The organism is Roseicitreum antarcticum (assembly GCF_014681765.1).
GTDB lineage: Bacteria > Pseudomonadota > Alphaproteobacteria > Rhodobacterales > Rhodobacteraceae > Roseicitreum > Roseicitreum antarcticum.
Genome location: NZ_CP061498.1, coordinates 2,091,144 through 2,107,924 on the forward strand (window position 1 = coordinate 2,091,144; position 16,781 = coordinate 2,107,924).

Annotated in this window: 16 protein-coding genes; 8 read left to right on the plus strand and 8 right to left on the minus strand. The window is 61.7% G+C overall.

Annotated elements, in window-relative coordinates:
- Positions 1-52: 52 nt before the first annotated feature.
- From H9529_RS10085 to H9529_RS10100, 4 genes are all read left to right on the plus strand, one after another.
- Positions 53-1,069, plus strand: a complete 1,017-nt coding sequence (locus H9529_RS10085; protein WP_092890216.1) for an amino acid ABC transporter substrate-binding protein — start codon at positions 53-55, stop codon at positions 1,067-1,069.
- A 140-nt stretch (positions 1,070-1,209) separates the two neighbouring features.
- Positions 1,210-2,463: an amino acid ABC transporter permease gene (locus tag H9529_RS10090; protein ID WP_092890218.1), complete on the plus strand. Its 1,254-nt coding sequence runs from the start codon at positions 1,210-1,212 to the stop codon at positions 2,461-2,463.
- Positions 2,460-3,758, plus strand: a complete 1,299-nt coding sequence (locus H9529_RS10095; protein WP_397544869.1) for an amino acid ABC transporter permease — start codon at positions 2,460-2,462, stop codon at positions 3,756-3,758. Before H9529_RS10090 ends, H9529_RS10095 begins: the two co-directional genes overlap by 4 nt.
- Positions 3,759-3,768: 10 nt before the next feature.
- Complete coding sequence (locus tag H9529_RS10100) at positions 3,769-4,572, plus strand: amino acid ABC transporter ATP-binding protein (protein WP_092890224.1); 804 nt, start codon at positions 3,769-3,771, stop codon at positions 4,570-4,572.
- 145 nt (positions 4,573-4,717) lie between these two features.
- Here H9529_RS10100 and H9529_RS10105 read toward each other — a convergent pair whose 3' ends face one another.
- The 4 genes from H9529_RS10105 to H9529_RS10120 all read right to left on the minus strand — a co-directional run bounded on the left by H9529_RS10105 (position 4,718) and on the right by H9529_RS10120 (position 11,023).
- Entirely contained in the window at positions 4,718-7,777 is a 3,060-nt protein-coding gene (locus tag H9529_RS10105) for a hypothetical protein (RefSeq protein WP_092890227.1), read from the minus strand.
- Positions 7,778-7,945: 168 nt separating this feature from the next.
- The gene (locus H9529_RS10110) at positions 7,946-9,229 is read right to left on the minus strand and encodes an O-acetylhomoserine aminocarboxypropyltransferase/cysteine synthase family protein (RefSeq protein WP_092890229.1); all 1,284 of its coding nucleotides are present in this window, start codon (positions 9,227-9,229) and stop codon (positions 7,946-7,948) included.
- A gap of 251 nt (positions 9,230-9,480) precedes the next feature.
- Entirely contained in the window at positions 9,481-9,900 is a 420-nt protein-coding gene (locus tag H9529_RS10115) for a hypothetical protein (protein ID WP_190305608.1), read from the minus strand.
- A 151-nt stretch (positions 9,901-10,051) separates the two neighbouring features.
- On the minus strand, positions 10,052-11,023 hold the full coding sequence (locus tag H9529_RS10120; protein WP_092890583.1) for an asparaginase: 972 nt from the start codon (positions 11,021-11,023) through the stop codon (positions 10,052-10,054).
- 274 nt (positions 11,024-11,297) lie between these two features.
- On the opposite strand from H9529_RS10120, the gene H9529_RS10125 reads away from it, so the two are divergent.
- The 4 genes from H9529_RS10125 to H9529_RS10140 all read left to right on the plus strand — a co-directional run bounded on the left by H9529_RS10125 (position 11,298) and on the right by H9529_RS10140 (position 14,447).
- Positions 11,298-11,831 (plus strand): invasion associated locus B family protein, encoded by a 534-nt coding sequence (locus H9529_RS10125; protein ID WP_092890236.1) that lies wholly within the window; start codon positions 11,298-11,300, stop codon positions 11,829-11,831.
- A 97-nt stretch (positions 11,832-11,928) separates the two neighbouring features.
- Positions 11,929-13,155 carry a 23S rRNA (adenine(2503)-C(2))-methyltransferase RlmN gene (rlmN, locus tag H9529_RS10130; RefSeq protein WP_092890239.1) on the plus strand — a complete coding sequence of 409 codons (1,227 nt, stop codon included), beginning with the start codon at positions 11,929-11,931 and terminating at the stop codon, positions 13,153-13,155.
- Positions 13,155-13,394 (plus strand): GlsB/YeaQ/YmgE family stress response membrane protein, encoded by a 240-nt coding sequence (locus tag H9529_RS10135; RefSeq protein WP_092890242.1) that lies wholly within the window; start codon positions 13,155-13,157, stop codon positions 13,392-13,394. The genes rlmN and H9529_RS10135 overlap by 1 nt, the downstream gene beginning before the upstream one ends.
- A gap of 138 nt (positions 13,395-13,532) precedes the next feature.
- On the plus strand, positions 13,533-14,447 hold the full coding sequence (locus H9529_RS10140; RefSeq protein WP_256327056.1) for an NAD(P)/FAD-dependent oxidoreductase: 915 nt from the start codon (positions 13,533-13,535) through the stop codon (positions 14,445-14,447).
- 178 nt (positions 14,448-14,625) lie between these two features.
- Here H9529_RS10140 and H9529_RS10145 read toward each other — a convergent pair whose 3' ends face one another.
- From H9529_RS10145 to H9529_RS10160, 4 genes are read right to left on the minus strand one after another with little or no spacing between them, the layout of a single operon-like run.
- Positions 14,626-14,997 carry a hypothetical protein gene (locus H9529_RS10145; RefSeq protein WP_092890248.1) on the minus strand — a complete coding sequence of 124 codons (372 nt, stop codon included), beginning with the start codon at positions 14,995-14,997 and terminating at the stop codon, positions 14,626-14,628.
- Positions 14,998-15,005: 8 nt separating this feature from the next.
- Entirely contained in the window at positions 15,006-15,392 is a 387-nt protein-coding gene (locus H9529_RS10150) for a response regulator (RefSeq protein ID WP_092890251.1), read from the minus strand.
- Position 15,393: 1 nt separating this feature from the next.
- Positions 15,394-16,311, minus strand: coding sequence for a CheR family methyltransferase (locus H9529_RS10155; RefSeq protein WP_092890254.1), 918 nt, complete (start codon positions 16,309-16,311; stop codon positions 15,394-15,396).
- Positions 16,308-16,781 carry a chemotaxis protein CheW gene (locus tag H9529_RS10160; RefSeq protein ID WP_092890257.1) on the minus strand — a complete coding sequence of 158 codons (474 nt, stop codon included), beginning with the start codon at positions 16,779-16,781 and terminating at the stop codon, positions 16,308-16,310. The genes H9529_RS10155 and H9529_RS10160 overlap by 4 nt, the downstream gene beginning before the upstream one ends.

Genomic DNA, 16,781 nt, shown 5'->3' on the forward strand with positions numbered 1-16,781 from the left:
AACAAGACTTCCAGACCGCTAAAAACGGCGGCGATATCAGGATGAGGTAAAAATGAAGAAAACCGTATTTTTTGGCACGTTGGCAGCAGCCGGTATGTCGGCTGGATTGGTCAGCGCGCAGACCGTGGACCAGATCACTGAACGTGGCGAACTGATTTGCGGCGTTTCGACTGGTGTGAACGGCTTCTCGGCCCCGGATGCGAACGGCGTCTGGCAGGGCTTTGACGTCGACGTGTGCCGCGCCGTCGCAGCAGCCGTACTGGGCGATCCGATGGCTGTGAACTTTGTGCCGACGACCGGCCAAACCCGTTTCTCGGCGCTGGCATCGGGCGAAATCGACATGCTGGCCCGGAACACGACCTGGACCTTCTCGCGCGATGTGGACCTGAAGTTCACCTTCGCGGGCGTCAACTACTATGACGGCCAGGGCTTCATGATGAAGCGCTCCATGGGTGTTGGTTCGGCAATGGACCTGGACGGCGCAACCGTCTGCATCCAGACCGGCACCACGACCGAACTCAATCTGGCTGACTTCTTCCGCGCGAATGACATGGAATATGAACCGGTTCCGATCGAGACCAATGCCGAAGCCCAGCAGCAGTATCTTGCGGGTTCGTGCGACGTCTACACGACCGACGTGTCGGGCCTGGCCGCAACCCGCGCCAGCTTCGAGACCCCCGGCGATCATGTGATCCTGCCAGAAGTCATCTCGAAAGAGCCCCTGGGGCCTGCAGTGCGTAACGGCGACGACCAATGGGCTGACGTGGTCATGTGGACCCTGAACGCGCTGATCGCTGCCGAAGAACTGGGCATCACCTCGGCCAACGTGGCTGAACTGGCCGAAGGCACCACCAACCCGCAGATCAACCGTCTGCTGGGCTCTGAGGGTGGCATGGGCGAGATCATGGGTCTGGACGCCGACTGGGCCGTTCGGGCGATCTCCGCGTCTGGCAACTATGGCGAGATCTTCTCGGCCAACATCGGGGAAGAGACCCCGATCGGCTTGGCCCGCGGGCTGAACGCCCAGTGGACCCAAGGCGGGCTGATGTACGCCCCCCCGTTCAACTGATCTGATATCAGGGCGCGCCAGAAATGGCGCGCCCTTTTTTGTATTCAGAAATAAGCAGAGATGAAGGCACCGGCACCGCGCATGCGCGATGTCGTGATGTCGCGTACCAATAAGGTCACCTGCGGGGAGTATAGATTCATATGGCCACGACAAGCGAGATTCCGCATAAATCGTTCCGGCTAAGCATGCTGCTTTATGACACCAGATACCGGTCGATCACGATTCAGATTTTCTTCTTGATGCTTCTGATGCTTGGCGCGGCCTGGCTGGTGGACAATACGATCAGCAACCTGCAGACGCTGGGCAAGGACTTCAGCTTCAATTATCTGTTCACGACAGCTGGGTATGACATCAACCAGAGGCTGATCGAGTATACCAGCCAATCGACCCATGCCCGCGCCGCATTGGTGGGCTTCCTGAACACCATCTTGCTGGCTGTACTGGCCTGTGTTTTGGCCACCGTGCTGGGGGTTATTGCAGGTGTGCTGCGGCTGTCGAAGAACTGGATCGTCAGCCGCCTGATGACCATCTATGTCGAGGTGTTCCGCAATATTCCGACGCTGCTGTGGATCATCATCTTCGGCGCGATCATGACAGAATCGATGCCTGCGCCCAACGCCTTCCGGGGCGACGACCCGTCGGCGAGCATGCTGTTCAACGAATCCGTCGCGATCACGAACCGGGGCATCTATGCACCCGAACCGTTGTTTTCGCGCAGCCTGGGCAATCTGGACATCGGGATCTTCCTGATCAGCATTGATCTTCTGGCGATTATTGCGCTGATCGTGGCGGGCATCTACGCCAACCGCAAGCTGATGGTCCATGCAACGAAGGTGCAAAACGCCACCGGCGTGCGGCCCACCACATGGTGGAAAACCCTGGCGATCCTGTTCGGCCCGGCAATCGTGCTGCTGGTCGCACTGGGCTTCCACTTGGGCTATCCCTCCTTGCAAGGTTTCAACTTCCAGGGCGGCACGCACATACGCAATTCGCTGATTGCGATGTGGTTGGGCCTTGGCATCTACACCGGCGCATTTATCGCCGAGATTGTCCGTTCGGGCATCCTGGCAATTTCCAAGGGCCAGTCCGAGGCAGCTTTTGCCCTGGGCCTGCAACCCACCCTGACAACACGGCTGGTGATCCTGCCGCAGGCGCTGCGAGTCATCATCCCACCGCTGATCTCGCAATATCTCAACATCACCAAGAACACCTCATTGGCGCTGGCTGTGGGCTATATGGACATGCGTTCCACCCTGGGCGGGATCAGCATCAACCAGACCGGGCGCGAGCTGGAGGGGATGATGCTGATGATGCTGATCTATCTGCTGATCAGCCTGACCATTTCCGGCCTGATGAATGTCTATAACAGCAAAATCAAGCTGAAGGAGCGGTGAGCCTGATGGACAAATCAACTCTGTCATACGTCCGCAAGGACATGCTGCCCGAACAAACGCCGCCCCTTGCACAGGCGGGGGGGCACCGATGGGTACGCGACAACCTGTTCTCTGGCTGGCTCAACACCATTCTGACCCTTGCGTCGATCTATGTGGTCTATGCGGCGATCATGGCGATCGGTCCCTGGCTGATGAACTCTGTCTGGAACGCCGAGTCGCTGACCGAATGCCGCGAGATCCTGGACGGCACAGCGGGTGCCTGCTGGGGCGTCATCAAGGCGCGCTGGCACCAACTGCTTTTCGGGTTCTACCCCGAGGAACTGTACTGGCGTCCGGTGCTGACGCTGATCTTGCTGTTCGTGTCGCTGGCGCCCGTGCTGTTCCCCAATGTACCGCGCAAGCTGCTGTATCTCAGCGCGGCCTTCCCCTTCATCGGCTTTCACCTGCTGTGGGGCGGGTCGATCTGGCTTCCGATCACGGCGGCGGCGGGCTTTGTGGTGGGTTTCTTCGCCTATCGCTTTGCCAAGGTTGTCAGCCCGCTGATCGGTGTGGGGGCGGCCATCATCGCCCCGGTGCTGTGGTGGCTGATCGTGGCCGGCCCGTTGACTGAAGCGCTGGCTTCGATACTGCCCATCGGCTTGGAAGCGGTGCGGTCCGACCGTTTCGGCGGCTTCATGATCTCGCTCATCATCGGGTTTTCAGGGATCTCGCTATCGCTGCCCATCGGCATCTTGCTGGCACTGGGCCGGCAGTCGGACATGATCTTCGTCAAATCCGTCTGCGTGATGTTCATCGAGTTCATTCGCGGCGTGCCGCTGATCACACTGCTGTTCACCGCATCGCTGCTGCTGAACTACTTCCTGCCGCCCGGCACTTCGTTCGACCTGATCTTGCGGGTCATCATCATGGTGACGGTCTTCGCCTCGGCCTATATGGCCGAAGTGGTGCGCGGCGGTCTGGCCGCCCTGCCCAACGGCCAGTATGAGGCCGCCGACGCGTTGGGGCTGGACTACTGGAAGGCCCAGCGGCTGATCATCATGCCACAGGCGCTGAAGATCTCGATCCCCGGGATCGTGAACACCTTCATCGGCCTCTTCAAGGATACGACACTGGTGGTCTTCATCGGCCTTCTCGACCCTATCGGTCTGTCGAACGCGATCCGCGCCGACAGCAACTGGCAAGGCATCTACTGGGAGTTGTTCATCTTCATCGGCGCCCTGTTCTTCATCTTCTGTTTCGGAATGTCGCGATACTCCATGTCCCTGGAGCGGCGTCTGAAAACCGACCATCGTTAAGGAGCATATAATGTCCGAAGCACTCTCTACAGAGACGTCAGAAGCCGCCATTGACCTGAGCAAGCTCAAAGTATCCGATGAGGTTGCGATCCAGGTCACCAAGATGAACAAATGGTACGGAACGTTCCACGTCCTGCGCGACATCGACATGACCGTGTACCGGGGCGAACGCATCGTGGTCTGCGGCCCATCCGGGTCCGGTAAATCGACGCTGATACGCTGCATGAACCGGCTGGAGGAACATCAGGCCGGGCAAATCATGGTCGATGGGACAGAGCTGTCCTCCGACCTGAAGAACATCGACAAGGTGCGGTCCGAGGTCGGCATGGTCTTCCAGCACTTCAACCTGTTCCCGCATCTGACCATTTTGGAAAACTGCACCCTCGCCCCGATCTGGGTCCGCAAGACACCCAAGCGCGAAGCCGAGGAAGTGGCGATGCATTTCCTCGAAAAGGTCAAGATCCCGGAACAGGCCAACAAATACCCCGGCCAATTGTCGGGTGGCCAGCAACAGCGCGTCGCGATCGCGCGCAGCCTTTGCATGCGCCCGCGCATCATGCTGTTTGATGAGCCGACATCGGCGCTGGACCCCGAGATGATCAAGGAGGTGTTGGACACCATGGTCAGCTTGGCCGAGGAAGGCATGACCATGATCTGCGTGACACACGAAATGGGCTTTGCCCGTCAGGTGGCAAACCGCGTGATCTTCATGGATCAGGGCCAGATCGTTGAACAGAACGAGCCAGAGGAATTCTTCCTCAACCCCAAATCAGATCGCACCAAGCTGTTCCTGAGCCAGATCCTGGGGCATTGAAGGGATGCCGCCAAAAGGCGGCCGCCACCCGTAAACAACAAACAGCCCCGGTCATCGCCGGGGCTGTTTGCTTTTATACTTGGCCCGAAGGAACAGGGCAGAATGTCAGGAACCCGGCGCGGCGCGGTCAGGCAACCGTGTCATGTCAGCTGCTGGACCCGATTGTCAGCACCTGATTGCGCCCGCTTTTGACATACCGCAGTTCGGAATCGCTGATCGATGACACGCGACCACCATCCAGCGTATCGCCAACCCCCACGCGCACCACATTGCCGTTTGACAACCGCACCAGCGCGGCACGGTTGTTAGAGGTGCCAAACACGCCCAACAGGTTCACTTCGCGCAGGTTGATTGCCCGAGTCTGGGTCGCCTGCTCTGCTACCGAGGCAGAGCTGGGGATAGACGGGCGCGGGGTTGCCGCAGCAGCAGCGCTTGCTTGTTGCACCAACGGTACAGCGGCTGGAGGTTCGGGCTGCGCGACCACCATCGCTTGCACGCGGGCGGCGAAATCCGACGGGCGGTTGTTCGGCCGCAGCGACGCGGCGACGGCCATGGGGTTGTCGGCGACAAGGGGGGCGGCGGCAACTTCCTCGGCGGGTGCTACAGCCGCGCCACCGATACTGCCTGCGCCTGCGGTAAGGTCACTGGGCCGCGGCGCGGGGCGCACCCCTGCCAACGCTGTCAGGGCCAAACCGCCCGGCGATGCAGTCACTGCGGGGTCGCTCACCGGCGTATTAGACTCGGCCAGTTGGGGGGCAATTTCCGCCTCAGCTGCCGGCTCTACCTCGGGCGCGATACCGTCCGTAGCGGCGATTTCCGACGCTGCATCCGAAGGCGTCGCATCGTCGGGCAAAGGCCTGGCGGGCCGCGTGCCGGGGCGGATCTCGGCCAGCGCCGGGTCGGCCGTTGGCAGGACAGCATCTGGCTGCGGCAGCGCACCCTGATCTTGCGTCTCGGCGGCAGGTTCAGGTAGCGGCGGCGCCTCAGGGCGTTCAGGCGGTGTCACAACGGGGCTACCGGAATGCACGCGGATACCCTGCGGCGTAAGCGCTCCCTCCGGCGTCGGAATAACCAGCCCATCCGGCCCAAGATCGAATTCGGTCCCAAAGGGCGCGGGCGGCGGCAGGCTGAGCGGTGGTTCGGCCGCCAACGCGCCCGGCGGCGACAACGTCGGCAGCCCGGCAATGATATCCGCCAGCGGCGGGGCGGTCGTCGTGGAAAGGGCAAAGCCACCCTGATCGGCCTCAGGCGGGTTCATGCCCTGCGGCCCTGCCTGAACGTCGCTGGTGGCCAGATCAGAGGGGGCGGGCGTGACATCGTCAACCTCGGCGGGCGCCTCGGCGCCTGCGGGGGCAGTCTCGGCCGGCAGGCCGAGCGCTTCACGCACAGCCGCATCGCTGTCGGCAACCTGCGGCAGCGCCGGTTCAGCGGCAGCGGGGCCTTCGTCGGCAATCCCGGCCTCATCGGCCAACGACAGGGCGGGGGCCTCTGCCTCGGGCACGGCAGGCGCTGCCACATCCGGGCTGGCGCTTTCAGCCGCTGGCGCCTCTTCCGCCAGGGACAGCGGCGCAGGCGGTGCAACGGGCGCCGGGGCAGTTGCCGATTGCGGCGCAACAACGGGATCTTGCTCGCTTGTCAGCATGATCGATGCCAAGGCGACGGCGCCCAGAATGAGCAGCAAGCCAACGGTCAAAAGCACGCCGCGCTTCAAGAAACCCGTGTCGTCCTGAGCATTGCGGCGCGCCCCGAAAACGGTCATCGCCTCGGCCTCGGCCTTGCGGGCGTCGGGTTCGGCATCAGCCTTCGGACGGGGCTCGGCCGTCGCCGAAAACGCGGGCTTGACCGAGGGCTGGGTCCAGGCAGTTGCCACGGGTTTCGCCACCGCAGACGGTTTCGCCACGGCCACCGGGCGCGCGGGCGCGCGGACAGCGTGTTTGTCCGCCTCAGCCGCATTATCTGGCGAGGCTGCGGGTTTTGGATCAGCGGGCGCAGGTGAAGACCCACTCGGGGCCACAATCCCCTTAAACATCGCCCCCGCGCGTTCCGCAAAGCGCGCGCCGACACCCTTTGGTTGCTGCGGCAGTTGCAAGCGGCTGGACACAGATTCGGGCGCTGCGGGCGGAACCAGCACCGGGTCGACCTTGCCGCTGCGGCGCGATCGGAAAGCAACCACCGGGGCATTCGCACCGCCGGACCGGGCCTTGTCCTCAGGTGCTTTCGTCTCGGAAGCACGGCGCGGCACTTCAATCGCGCGGGCAGGAAGCTCTGCCTTCGTGGCCACATCCGCGCTAGAGATATCAGGGCGGCTGGGATCGGTCAGAACCGCAATCGACTTTGCTTCGGTCGCAGTCCGCGCCTGCGGCACCGGATCAGAAGGCGCAGGCCGTACCGCCTGCGCAAATTTGGTGGCCATGGAGGAAAACGCACCCGTCTTCCCGGCCTTCTCGGCCGACGCGCCAGACTCTGCGTAAGCCGGGGCTGCCGTGGGCGCATCGGCGGGTTTCTTTGGCGTGTCCGGCGCCTTGCTGGCAGGCGCAGGTCCAGCGGGCGCCTTGCTGGGCACCGGGGCAGAAGCGGCGCTGCTGGCAGAGACAGGCGCGGGCGGCGAAGCACGGCCAGGGACCAAAGGCGTATCCGCGCCGCGCGGCGGCGTGGCGGCTTTGCCATTCACCGCCAGCGGCGCGGCATCACGCTCTGGCATGACGCCGGGCCCGAGGATCTGCGCTGCACAGGCGGTGGGGCCAAAAAAGGGCTCCCCGGCAAATTCGGCGGCGTCTGGACGGGCGACAAAACTGACGGGATTCAGCTTGTGGCTAACGGCGAAGGCTTCCGCCTCGGCCAAGGTCTCGCGCGCCACCACGGCGACATCGACACCCGCGTCGGTCAAGACCCAGTCAAAGACCAGTTCATCAATGCTGTAGGGCGTCAGGCCGTCAATCTGCTGCACGATCTGAGCGCGACGGCGCGCGTCATCCGGGCCGGGCGCGTTCAGGTGTCTGTAGAGCACCTCGGAATTCGGAATCACCAGCTTGCAGGTCACGCCATGCGGCGCCAATGTCTGCGCAGTCCCGCGCCAGAACGACATTTCACCCGCCAGATCATCGGAATCAAGCGCCACCGTGCCGACCCGCAGCCACCCATTCGAGGCCCGGTGCAGCAACGCCACGCTTTCATGCGTCAGACTTAGGGCAAAATTTGGTTTCATAACCCGCCTTTAGCATAAGCAACGGAAGATAGGGGAGTCGTCGTTTCTATATCGGTTGGTTTACAGCAGGTTTTTGCCGATAGAAAGTAAAACGACCGCTAGCACGCAGGGACCTGATGTGGCGGGAACCAAAGGCCCCCGCCACACCTCGGGCGCGCTGCCCAAAGATCAGGCCACGGCCTTCGCCAACGCCTGGTCCAGATCCGCAATCAGGTCATCAGCATGTTCGATTCCGATGGAAAGCCGAACCACCTCGGGCGCGGCACCTGCGGCGCGTTGCTGTTCGGGCGACAACTGGCGGTGCGTGGTGCTGGCCGAGTGGATGATGAGCGACCGCGTATCGCCAAGGTTGGCGACGTGGCTGAAGATCTCGACCGATTCAATCAACTTGACGCAGGCCTCATACCCGCCCTTCAGCGCGAAGGTGAACAGCGACGATGCGCCCTTCGGACAGATCCGCGCGACGCGGTCGAAATAGGGCGAAGAGGGCAGCCCGGCGTAGGTGACATAATCCACGCGGGGGTCGGCCTCCAGCCAGTTGGCGACCTTCACGGCATTCTCCACATGACGATCCATGCGCAGCGACAAGGTCTCTATCCCCATCAGCGTATAATGCGCCGCCTGCGGGTTCAGCGTCATGCCAAGGTCGCGCAGACCAATGGCAATTCCGTGGAAAGTGAACGCCATCGGGCCAAAGGTCTCGTGGAATTTCAATCCGTGATAGGCGGGCTCGGGGGCCGAGAGGGATGGGAACTTGTCGCTCGCCGACCAATCAAAATTGCCCGAATCCACAACCACGCCCCCTGTGACCGTGCCGTTGCCGGTCAGGTATTTCGTCATCGAATGCACCACCAGCGTGGCACCGTGCTCGATGGGGCGGCAGAGATAGGGCGTCGCCGTGGTGTTGTCGACGATCAGCGGCACCCCGGCCTTGTTTGAGATGGCGGAAATCGCATCCAGGTCGGTGATGTAGCCGCCGGGGTTGGCGATGGATTCGCAGAACACCGCGCGTGTGTTCTCATCAATCGCGGCCTCGACAGCGTCGGTATCGTCGAAATCGACGAATTTCGCCGACCAGCCGAAGCGCTTGATCGTCTGGCTGAACTGCGTGACCGTACCGCCATAGAGGCGGGTCGAGGCGACAACATTCTTGCCCGGCCCCATGAGCGGGAACAGCGCCATGATCTGCGCGCCATGGCCCGAGGAACAGCACACTGCCCCGACGCCGCCTTCCAGCGCGGCCATACGCTCTTGCAGGGCCGCGACGGTGGGGTTTGTCAGGCGGGAATAGATGTAGCCGACTTCTTGCAGGTTGAACAACGCAGCGGCGTGATCGGCATCGCGGAACACATAGGCGGTGGTCTGGTAGATCGGCACCTGCCGGGCGCCAGTGGCCGGGTCTGGCCGCGCGCCTGCGTGAACCTGTAATGTCTCAAAATGCGGTGTGGTCATGAATGCTCCCTCCTCAACGATGACGGTGCTGCGCCGTGGCGCAAGAACCGGAAATGACGGGAACCTCCCGCCCGAGGCGTCACGCTATGCCAAGCCGCCGGACAGGACAACCGGGCCGATGCGGGCAAGCGAGGGGCGCGGTGAAAATTCTGCAGATGGGCGCAAGCGCAAAGCGCCGAAAAGGTGCTTTGGCCCCGCCGCCGCTGTAGGCGCGACGGACGGGTCAACGGCCCCCGCGGCTGAGCGAACCCTCAGCTGTCGGTCTTGGCGTTCGTCTTGGTCTTGGGCTCGGGCACCGCAGGCTTTGGCGGGCTGGGCGTTGGCACGCGGGGTTCGGGCACGCGCGGTTGCAGCTTCGTCGGCTCGGCCACGCCGGTTTTCTGCGGTTGCGGTTGCGGCTTCGCTTGCGCCTTGGCGGGTTGGTCTGGGGTGCTCGGGGCTGCAGGCGTGGCCGGTGTCGCCGGTGCAGGCGTTGCCGATTGCGCCGCCGGGCGGTCGGGCGCAGGCAGGGCCCGTGTCTCATCAGGATAATATTCCGGGGACGTCACCTCGATCCGGCCCGATGCAAGATCGACCAAAACCTTGGGTTTCGGGTCCAGCATATACAGAACCTCGTTCACCTCGGCCAGCGCGCGTTCCAGCGTCTGGCGCTTCGTTTCGGTCGCGACCATGGCCTTGTTCTTAGTACCGAAAAGGAATTTGAACACAATGTCCCCCTGTTAAAGCTTGACGTATAAGTAGGTCAGCCCGCCCCCCGATAAAACCCCTGCCGCCGGAAACGGGGCGTTTTTCGCCGATCCGCCCGGGCGCAACGCCGCGCAATCAGGCAAATCCGGCGGCAGTTCGGATCTGGCCGACACTGATGCCACGCCAGTTGCGCATCTCTCCGCCCAGACGGGCCAATGCGGCGGGATGCGCCGCGTCCAGCACCCCGGCCCGGATCAACAGCGCGGTTATCGCCGCCTCGGCGGCGCGCACGCCACCATCGACGATCTTCAGCGCAATGCCCAGCTTCTGGCCCGGCAGGATGGCGACATAGACCGCCTCGGCCCCGAACTTGATCGCGGCCTGCCCGTCCATGGCGCGCATCAAATCGGTGCATGCACGCCCCTGCCCCGCGACCAGATCGGGATGCGCCGCCATTGCGCGGTGCAGGCGCACCGCCGCTCGCTCACGCGCGTTGCCTTCGGAATCGGCTGCCGCAAAGCTCGCCATCGCCCGGGCCAACCCTGTCACCGAGGTCGCGAAATTAGGGGCGGAACAGCCATCGATGCCGAACCAGGGGCTTGCCTCCTGGGTGATGTCCTCGAACGCCTGAAGGATGGCACGCTGCACGGGATGGGCTGGGTCCACATAATCAGCCCCACCACCAAGTCGCTGATTCAACATCAGGAATCCGACATGCTTGCCCGAACAATTGTTGTGCAGTTGGCAAGGCGCTGCGTCGGACCGGATCAGCCCGTTGCGCGCACTGCGGTCCGATGGCTCTTGACAGCCGCAAAGCAAATCCCCCTCGGACAGGCCCAGATCAGCCAGCCAGCGCCCGGCCAGATCGGTATGGATTGCGCCACCCGAATGCGAAGCACAGGCCAGGGCCAGATGCGCGGGCGTCAGGGCATCGGCGGCCCCGCTTTCCAGCAGCGGCAACGCCTGCAACATCTTGCAACTGGACCGCGGGTAAATCACCGCCGACGGGTCACCCCAGGCCGCGACGATTTCGCCGTCCGGCCCGCAAATGACCGCATGGCCGGTGTGCACGCTTTCCACCTGCCCACCGCGCAAGACCTCGATCATCGGCACGGCACCAACGTTCACGGACGCTGTGCCGTCCAGGGGGTGCGCGTCTGTCTGGCCGCTCTGCATCTGACCTCTTACCTCTGATAGGGTGCCAAAGCGGCACCTCTGCCTCACACCTGCGCGATTTTCCGCCAACAGGTCTTTCTAAACTCGTGCATTTCACGTTAAGAGACGTGTAATGGCAGATGTACGGGCCAACCACTGTAAAGCGTGCCAAAGCGCGACATATGGCCCGGATGACAGGCATATACCGGCTGGAGGCTGAAATCAAATGACCGCATGGGCTATGAAATGCATCGTCGGGGCTGCAATGGCGGTTGGGGTTGCCGGGGCAGCGCTCGGACAGGACTCGACCAATCGCGTCGCAGTTGAAACCGCGTGGAGCGTGTTTGTCGAAGACTCGCCGCAGGAATGCTGGGCGGTTTCCGCCCCGCGCGAGACCGTCAATACCCGCGACGGCCGCGCCGTGTCGGTGCGGCGGGGCGACATCTTGCTGTTCGCGATCTACCGCCCGGGCGGTAGCAATACCGCTGAAATCTCGTTCACCGGCGGCTATCCTTTCGCAGAAGATTCAACTGTGGGCCTGACCATCGGCACCGATGAATACCAGCTTTTCACCGAAGGTGAATGGGCCTGGGCTGCTTCGGCCGAAGACGACGCCAGCATCGCCGCCGCCATGCGCCGCGGCACCGATGCTGTCCTTACGGCCCGCTCATCGCGCGGCACCAACACACGCGACACCTTCTCGCTGTTTGGCTTCACTGCCGCGACGGAAGAAGCCGCGCGCCGGTGCGAAAGCAGCTGATACCACCGTCCTGCGCTACACGTTGTCAGAAACCGCCCTTTTTCATTGGGCGGTTTTTGCTATATAAGGGCTTGACCCCAACCCGAAAGCATCCCGCATGACCGCGACCGCCCCCATCACCCAAGACTTTCTGACCATACCGCGCAAAACAGCGCCGGGCAGCAAGATCAATCTGGTCGGCATGACGCGCCCGCAACTGACCGATGCGCTGATCGCCATGGGCACGCCCGAGCGGCAGGCGAAAATGCGCGTCGGCCAGATCTGGCAATGGGTCTACCACTGGGGCATTCGCGATTTCGAGGCGATGACCAACCTTGGCAAAGCCTATCGCGCACAACTGGCCGAAACGTTCGTGGTTGAAATTCCGCAGCTGGTCACCCGGCAGATCAGCGATGATGGCACCCGGAAGTATCTGGTGCGCATCGCGGGCGGGCACGAGGTCGAAGTCGTATATATCCCCGAAGAAGGGCGCGGCACGCTGTGTATCAGCTCACAAGTCGGCTGCACGCTGACCTGTTCGTTCTGCCACACCGGCACGCAGAAACTGGTGCGTAACCTGACGCCCGGGGAAATCGTCGGGCAGGTCATGCTGGCGCGCGACGACCTGGACGAATGGCCCCGGCAGGGTGAGCCGAAAAACGAGGTGCGCCTGATCTCGAACGTCGTGCTGATGGGCATGGGTGAGCCGCTTTACAACTTCGACAACGTGCGCGATGCGATGCAGGTGGTGATGGACAACGAAGGCATCAGCCTGTCGCGGCGGCGCATCACCCTGTCCACCAGCGGCGTGGTGCCCGAAATCGCCCGCACCGCGCAGGAAATCGGCTGCCTGCTGGCCGTCAGCTTCCACGCAACCACCGACGCGGTGCGCGATACGCTGGTACCGATCAACAAGCGCTGGAACATCGAGACACTGCTGACGGCGTTGCGCGATTATCCTCACCTGTCGAACAGCGAGCGGATTACCTTTGAATATGTGATGCTGAAGGACGTGAATGATTCCGATGAGGATGCGCGACGGCTGGTCCGGCTGATCCGGGGCATCCCCGCCAAGATCAATCTAATCCCGTTCAACGAATGGCCCGGCGCGCCTTACCAACGGTCCGACTGGGCGCGGATCGAGGCCTTCGCCGACATCATCTACAAGGCGGGCTACGCCAGCCCGATCCGCACCCCGCGCGGCGAAGACATCATGGCGGCCTGCGGGCAGCTGAAATCCGACACCGCGCGCGAACGCAAATCCCGCGCCCAGATAGCGGCGGAAACCGCCTCGGGCAGCATGGCGCCGGCACTCTCTGCCGCGCCGGACGCCGGGGGGCACTGATGCCGCTGATCTTGCTGGCGGTGGTCGGCGCGCTGGCAGGCTATGTCGCAACCCGGCTGATGCGGGTGCAGGTGGACCTGCCGACAGCGATGGGCATCGGCGTGATCGGCGCGCTTGTCGGCGGGGTCGGCCTGCGGGTTTTGATGAACGCAAGCGGCTGGATTGTCACTTTCGTGGTCGCCACGCTGACCTCAATGGCGCTGATCTGGCTTTGGAAGTATTTCCGCACCTGGTTCTAGGCGGGGTTGGAACAACCAACCTGACGCGCACGCCCCTCACGGCCATGTGCCAGACGCAGCTTCCGCGCTATATCCCTGATAAGACGCAAAATTGGCGCGCATAGATCACAGGAGGCAAGGCTGGAAAAGATCGTCATCATTGGTGCCGGCATGGCGGGCGTGGCCTGTGGCAGGGCGTTGGCCGATGCCGGGCATATGCCCCTGATCCTCGACAAGGGGCGCGGTATTGGCGGCCGCATCGCGACCCGGCGCAGCACCAATGTACAGTTCGACCACGGCGCGCAATACGTCACCGCCCGCCACCCCGAATTCGCCGCCGTGCTGGACGCGATGCGGCGCGATGGTGCCGCGGCAAACTGGGTGGACGGGACCGGACGGCAACATGTCGTTGGCACCCCAGGCATGTCTGCGTTGGTCCGGTATCTTGCCAAGGGACTGGACATCCGCCAACAGGTCGAAGTGACGGCCCTGCACCGCGTCGCCGAGGGCTGGCAGATCGAAACCGCTGACCGACCGATCACCGCTCGCCGCATCATCGTCACCACACCCGCGCCGCAAACGGCAGCGCTTTTAGGGCCCGATCATGTGTTCGCCGCACACCTTTCAGGCGTCGAAATGGCGCCCTGCCTGACGCTGATGGCGACGACCCGCGCGACACCCGCACCCCCTTTCGTCAGCCAGCGCCAGACCAACAGCCCACTGGCCTGGATCGCGCAGGACAGCCACAAACCGGGACGCGCGGCGGCGGGCCTTTGCACCTGGGTTGCGCAGGCCAGCGCAGAATGGAGCGCCCGACACCTTGAGCACGACAAGGACGCCATTGCACAGCTGATGCTCCCACTGCTTTGCACCCACCTTGGAATCAGCGTCGCCGATGTAGAAAGCGCCGCTGCCCACCGCTGGCGCTACGCACGGGTGAACACACCACTGGGCCAACCGTTTTTGCGCGACGCAGACGCAAGCGTCTACGCTGGCGGCGACTGGTGCCTTGGTCCCCGGGTGGAAGCCGCTTGGCAAAGCGGCACCGCCATCGCCCACGATATCCTCGGTTGACGAAACAAAGCGCCCATCCGATCATCAGAAGGTGAGGCAATTGCCCAAAGCCCCCTGCCAGTTCTTCAGGGCTGCGCCGATAGGGTAGGTCGCGCAGCACGCGCGTTGGAATTTTGAAAGTGCCGCGCCCAGCCCCACTTGGCCATCGCCATCATACCATGCGCGATCCACCCCCACATCAAAACAGATCCAGATCACCCGCGGTGCGCGCAGCCCCCGGTGCCGGTTCCTTCCCGATCTGTCCCAAGATTTCGAGAGACAGCTCGCGCAGCTTCATGCGACGGACCGGCCCGGAGATATCGACGCGCGCCGTCCGTTCAATTTCCGGAACGATATCTTCGAGAAAAATCGACAGCTCATCCAGCGTCTGAACCAGATGGTCGATACCCTGCAATGACAGTCGAATGCTCTTTCGATCGAAACCGTCAGATCGAATATGATCGCCCGCTGCATCCTCGATCCGCCGTCCGGAAGCCGAGAGCTTGCGCATCTGAAAAGCGACACTCTCGACAACGTCCCGCAACGGAAAGACTTTCTCTTTTTCAGTCATGTTTCCTCCTAAAGCGGACCGACCACGGCCTGAATACAGCTCCGCAATTGAGGTGTACTGAAGGGTTTCTGAATGAAGTTGTTCATTCCAAGCGCGCGCCCTTTGCTCAGAATTTCCTGATCAATGCGGCCACTCACCAAAATGAACCCTATCCTGGCGGTGGATTTATTGTCCCGAAGACCCTTCAACAGGCCAAGCCCATCCATCCCGGGCATGTTGTAGTCGGAAATCACGATGTGAACGGGATTGGCGACCAAGGATGGCAGCGCTTCGTTCCCGTCCCGACGAAAGTCGATTTTTTTCACACCCATTTCTTCAAGGGCCATAATAATGATGCTGCGGCTCGTAGACATGTCGTCCACCACCATAACCGAAAGACTGTCTCGTAGTGCCATCTCAGTATCCTCTATCTGCGCTGGTATTTCGGCCTCGGTCCAGTTTATTGTTTGGGTTGATCATTTTATAGGCGGTGTTCCCAACCAATTCGAAATACTCTTTGGTTGAAGGTGAAAGTCGTTCGGAATGCCCAATGAAAAGATAACCTCCCTGGCGCAAGACAAGGCGAAATCCATTCCATATCTTAGTCTGTGTCTCTAAATCCATATATATCGCGACGTTGCGACAGAAAATCAGATCAAATTTTCCAGAAAACGGCCAGCTCTGTATCAGGTTCAATCGCCGAAAGGATACCAAATCTCTGATACCGGATTTTACAATATAGCGCGACTGGTCTGCGGTGGCATCAAATCCGATATCAAGGTACTGCTGAGGAATATCCTGTACGCTGGTCGTCAGATATGACCCAGCTTCAGCACGCTTCAGAATTTCCTGATCCACATCTGTCGCCAGGATCCGCACATTATGGGAGAGGACATCTGGAAAAGCGCGGAAAATACATAGCGCAATACTATAAGCCTCTTCACCGCTCGAACAGGCGGCAGACCAAATGCGGATTCTGTCTCCCGCACGCGCCCTTTTTATCAGGTCTGGAAGAATGTCTTCACACAATATATCAAAGTGGTACTTTTCACGAAAAAAATGTGTCGTATTCGTCGTCAGTGCCGAAATAAGGTGATCACGTTCATCCGCCGATCTAGAGTTCCAAGCCATATCAAGATATGTCGAGAAACTATCGAAGCCGAGCGCCCGAATTCGGCCCGCAAGCCGTGAGAATACCATTGGTTCGTTCGCGTCGGACAACCGGATTCCGGTACTGTCATGAAGAAAGCTGGCTATGCGCGAAAAGTCTTCCATTGTGAACGCAAGATCACGCTCCACCCCGATATTCTTGGCGCTGACGGTTATACCATTCATTGCGAATGGTCCTGTTGCGGAAGCTGCGGCAAGACTTGATGAATATCAATAATGCGTAGCATCTGTTGATCAACTGCAATCACGCCCTCGATGAAGGTTTGCGCCGCACTGGATGTCACATCAGGGGTTGGCTGGATGGCCGACGGCGAAATCCCCAGTATGTCGGAGACGGCATCGACCAGAAACCCGACGGTCTGGTTCCCGACGACGCAGATGACAATCACATGGCGCGCATCCGGGTCAAGCGATGGCAAGCCCAACCGCGCCGCCAGGTCGACAATAGGAACAACCGAGCCGCGCAGATTGATGACGCCCAGAACGTAGGAAGGCGCATGCGGCAAGATCGTCGCGGGTGTCCAGCCGCGGATTTCACGCACCGACATGATGTCGACGCAGAAATCCTGCCCTCCCACCCGGAAGCTGACCAGCTCACGGGTCTCTGCGTGTAAACGCTCTGCTATCGCAACCAT

Excerpts from the sequence above, each read along its gene's own strand:
- H9529_RS10085 (WP_092890216.1), top strand. The coding sequence starts at position 53 with ATGAAGAAAACCGTATTTTTTGGCACGTTGGCAGCAGCCGGTATGTCG.
- H9529_RS10090 (WP_092890218.1), top strand. The coding sequence starts at position 1,210 with ATGGCCACGACAAGCGAGATTCCGCATAAATCGTTCCGGCTAAGCATG.
- H9529_RS10100 (WP_092890224.1), top strand. The coding sequence starts at position 3,769 with ATGTCCGAAGCACTCTCTACAGAGACGTCAGAAGCCGCCATTGACCTG.
- H9529_RS10105 (WP_092890227.1), bottom strand. The coding sequence starts at position 7,777 with ATGAAACCAAATTTTGCCCTAAGTCTGACGCATGAAAGCGTGGCGTTG.
- H9529_RS10110 (WP_092890229.1), bottom strand. The coding sequence starts at position 9,229 with ATGACCACACCGCATTTTGAGACATTACAGGTTCACGCAGGCGCGCGG.
- H9529_RS10115 (WP_190305608.1), bottom strand. The coding sequence starts at position 9,900 with ATGGTCGCGACCGAAACGAAGCGCCAGACGCTGGAACGCGCGCTGGCC.
- H9529_RS10120 (WP_092890583.1), bottom strand. The coding sequence starts at position 11,023 with ATGATCGAGGTCTTGCGCGGTGGGCAGGTGGAAAGCGTGCACACCGGC.
- H9529_RS10125 (WP_092890236.1), top strand. The coding sequence starts at position 11,298 with ATGACCGCATGGGCTATGAAATGCATCGTCGGGGCTGCAATGGCGGTT.
- rlmN (WP_092890239.1), top strand. The coding sequence starts at position 11,929 with ATGACCGCGACCGCCCCCATCACCCAAGACTTTCTGACCATACCGCGC.
- H9529_RS10135 (WP_092890242.1), top strand. The coding sequence starts at position 13,155 with ATGCCGCTGATCTTGCTGGCGGTGGTCGGCGCGCTGGCAGGCTATGTC.
- H9529_RS10145 (WP_092890248.1), bottom strand. The coding sequence starts at position 14,997 with ATGACTGAAAAAGAGAAAGTCTTTCCGTTGCGGGACGTTGTCGAGAGT.
- H9529_RS10150 (WP_092890251.1), bottom strand. The coding sequence starts at position 15,392 with ATGGCACTACGAGACAGTCTTTCGGTTATGGTGGTGGACGACATGTCT.
- H9529_RS10155 (WP_092890254.1), bottom strand. The coding sequence starts at position 16,311 with ATGAATGGTATAACCGTCAGCGCCAAGAATATCGGGGTGGAGCGTGAT.
- H9529_RS10160 (WP_092890257.1), bottom strand. The coding sequence starts at position 16,781 with ATGGTTGCGATAGCAGAGCGTTTACACGCAGAGACCCGTGAGCTGGTC.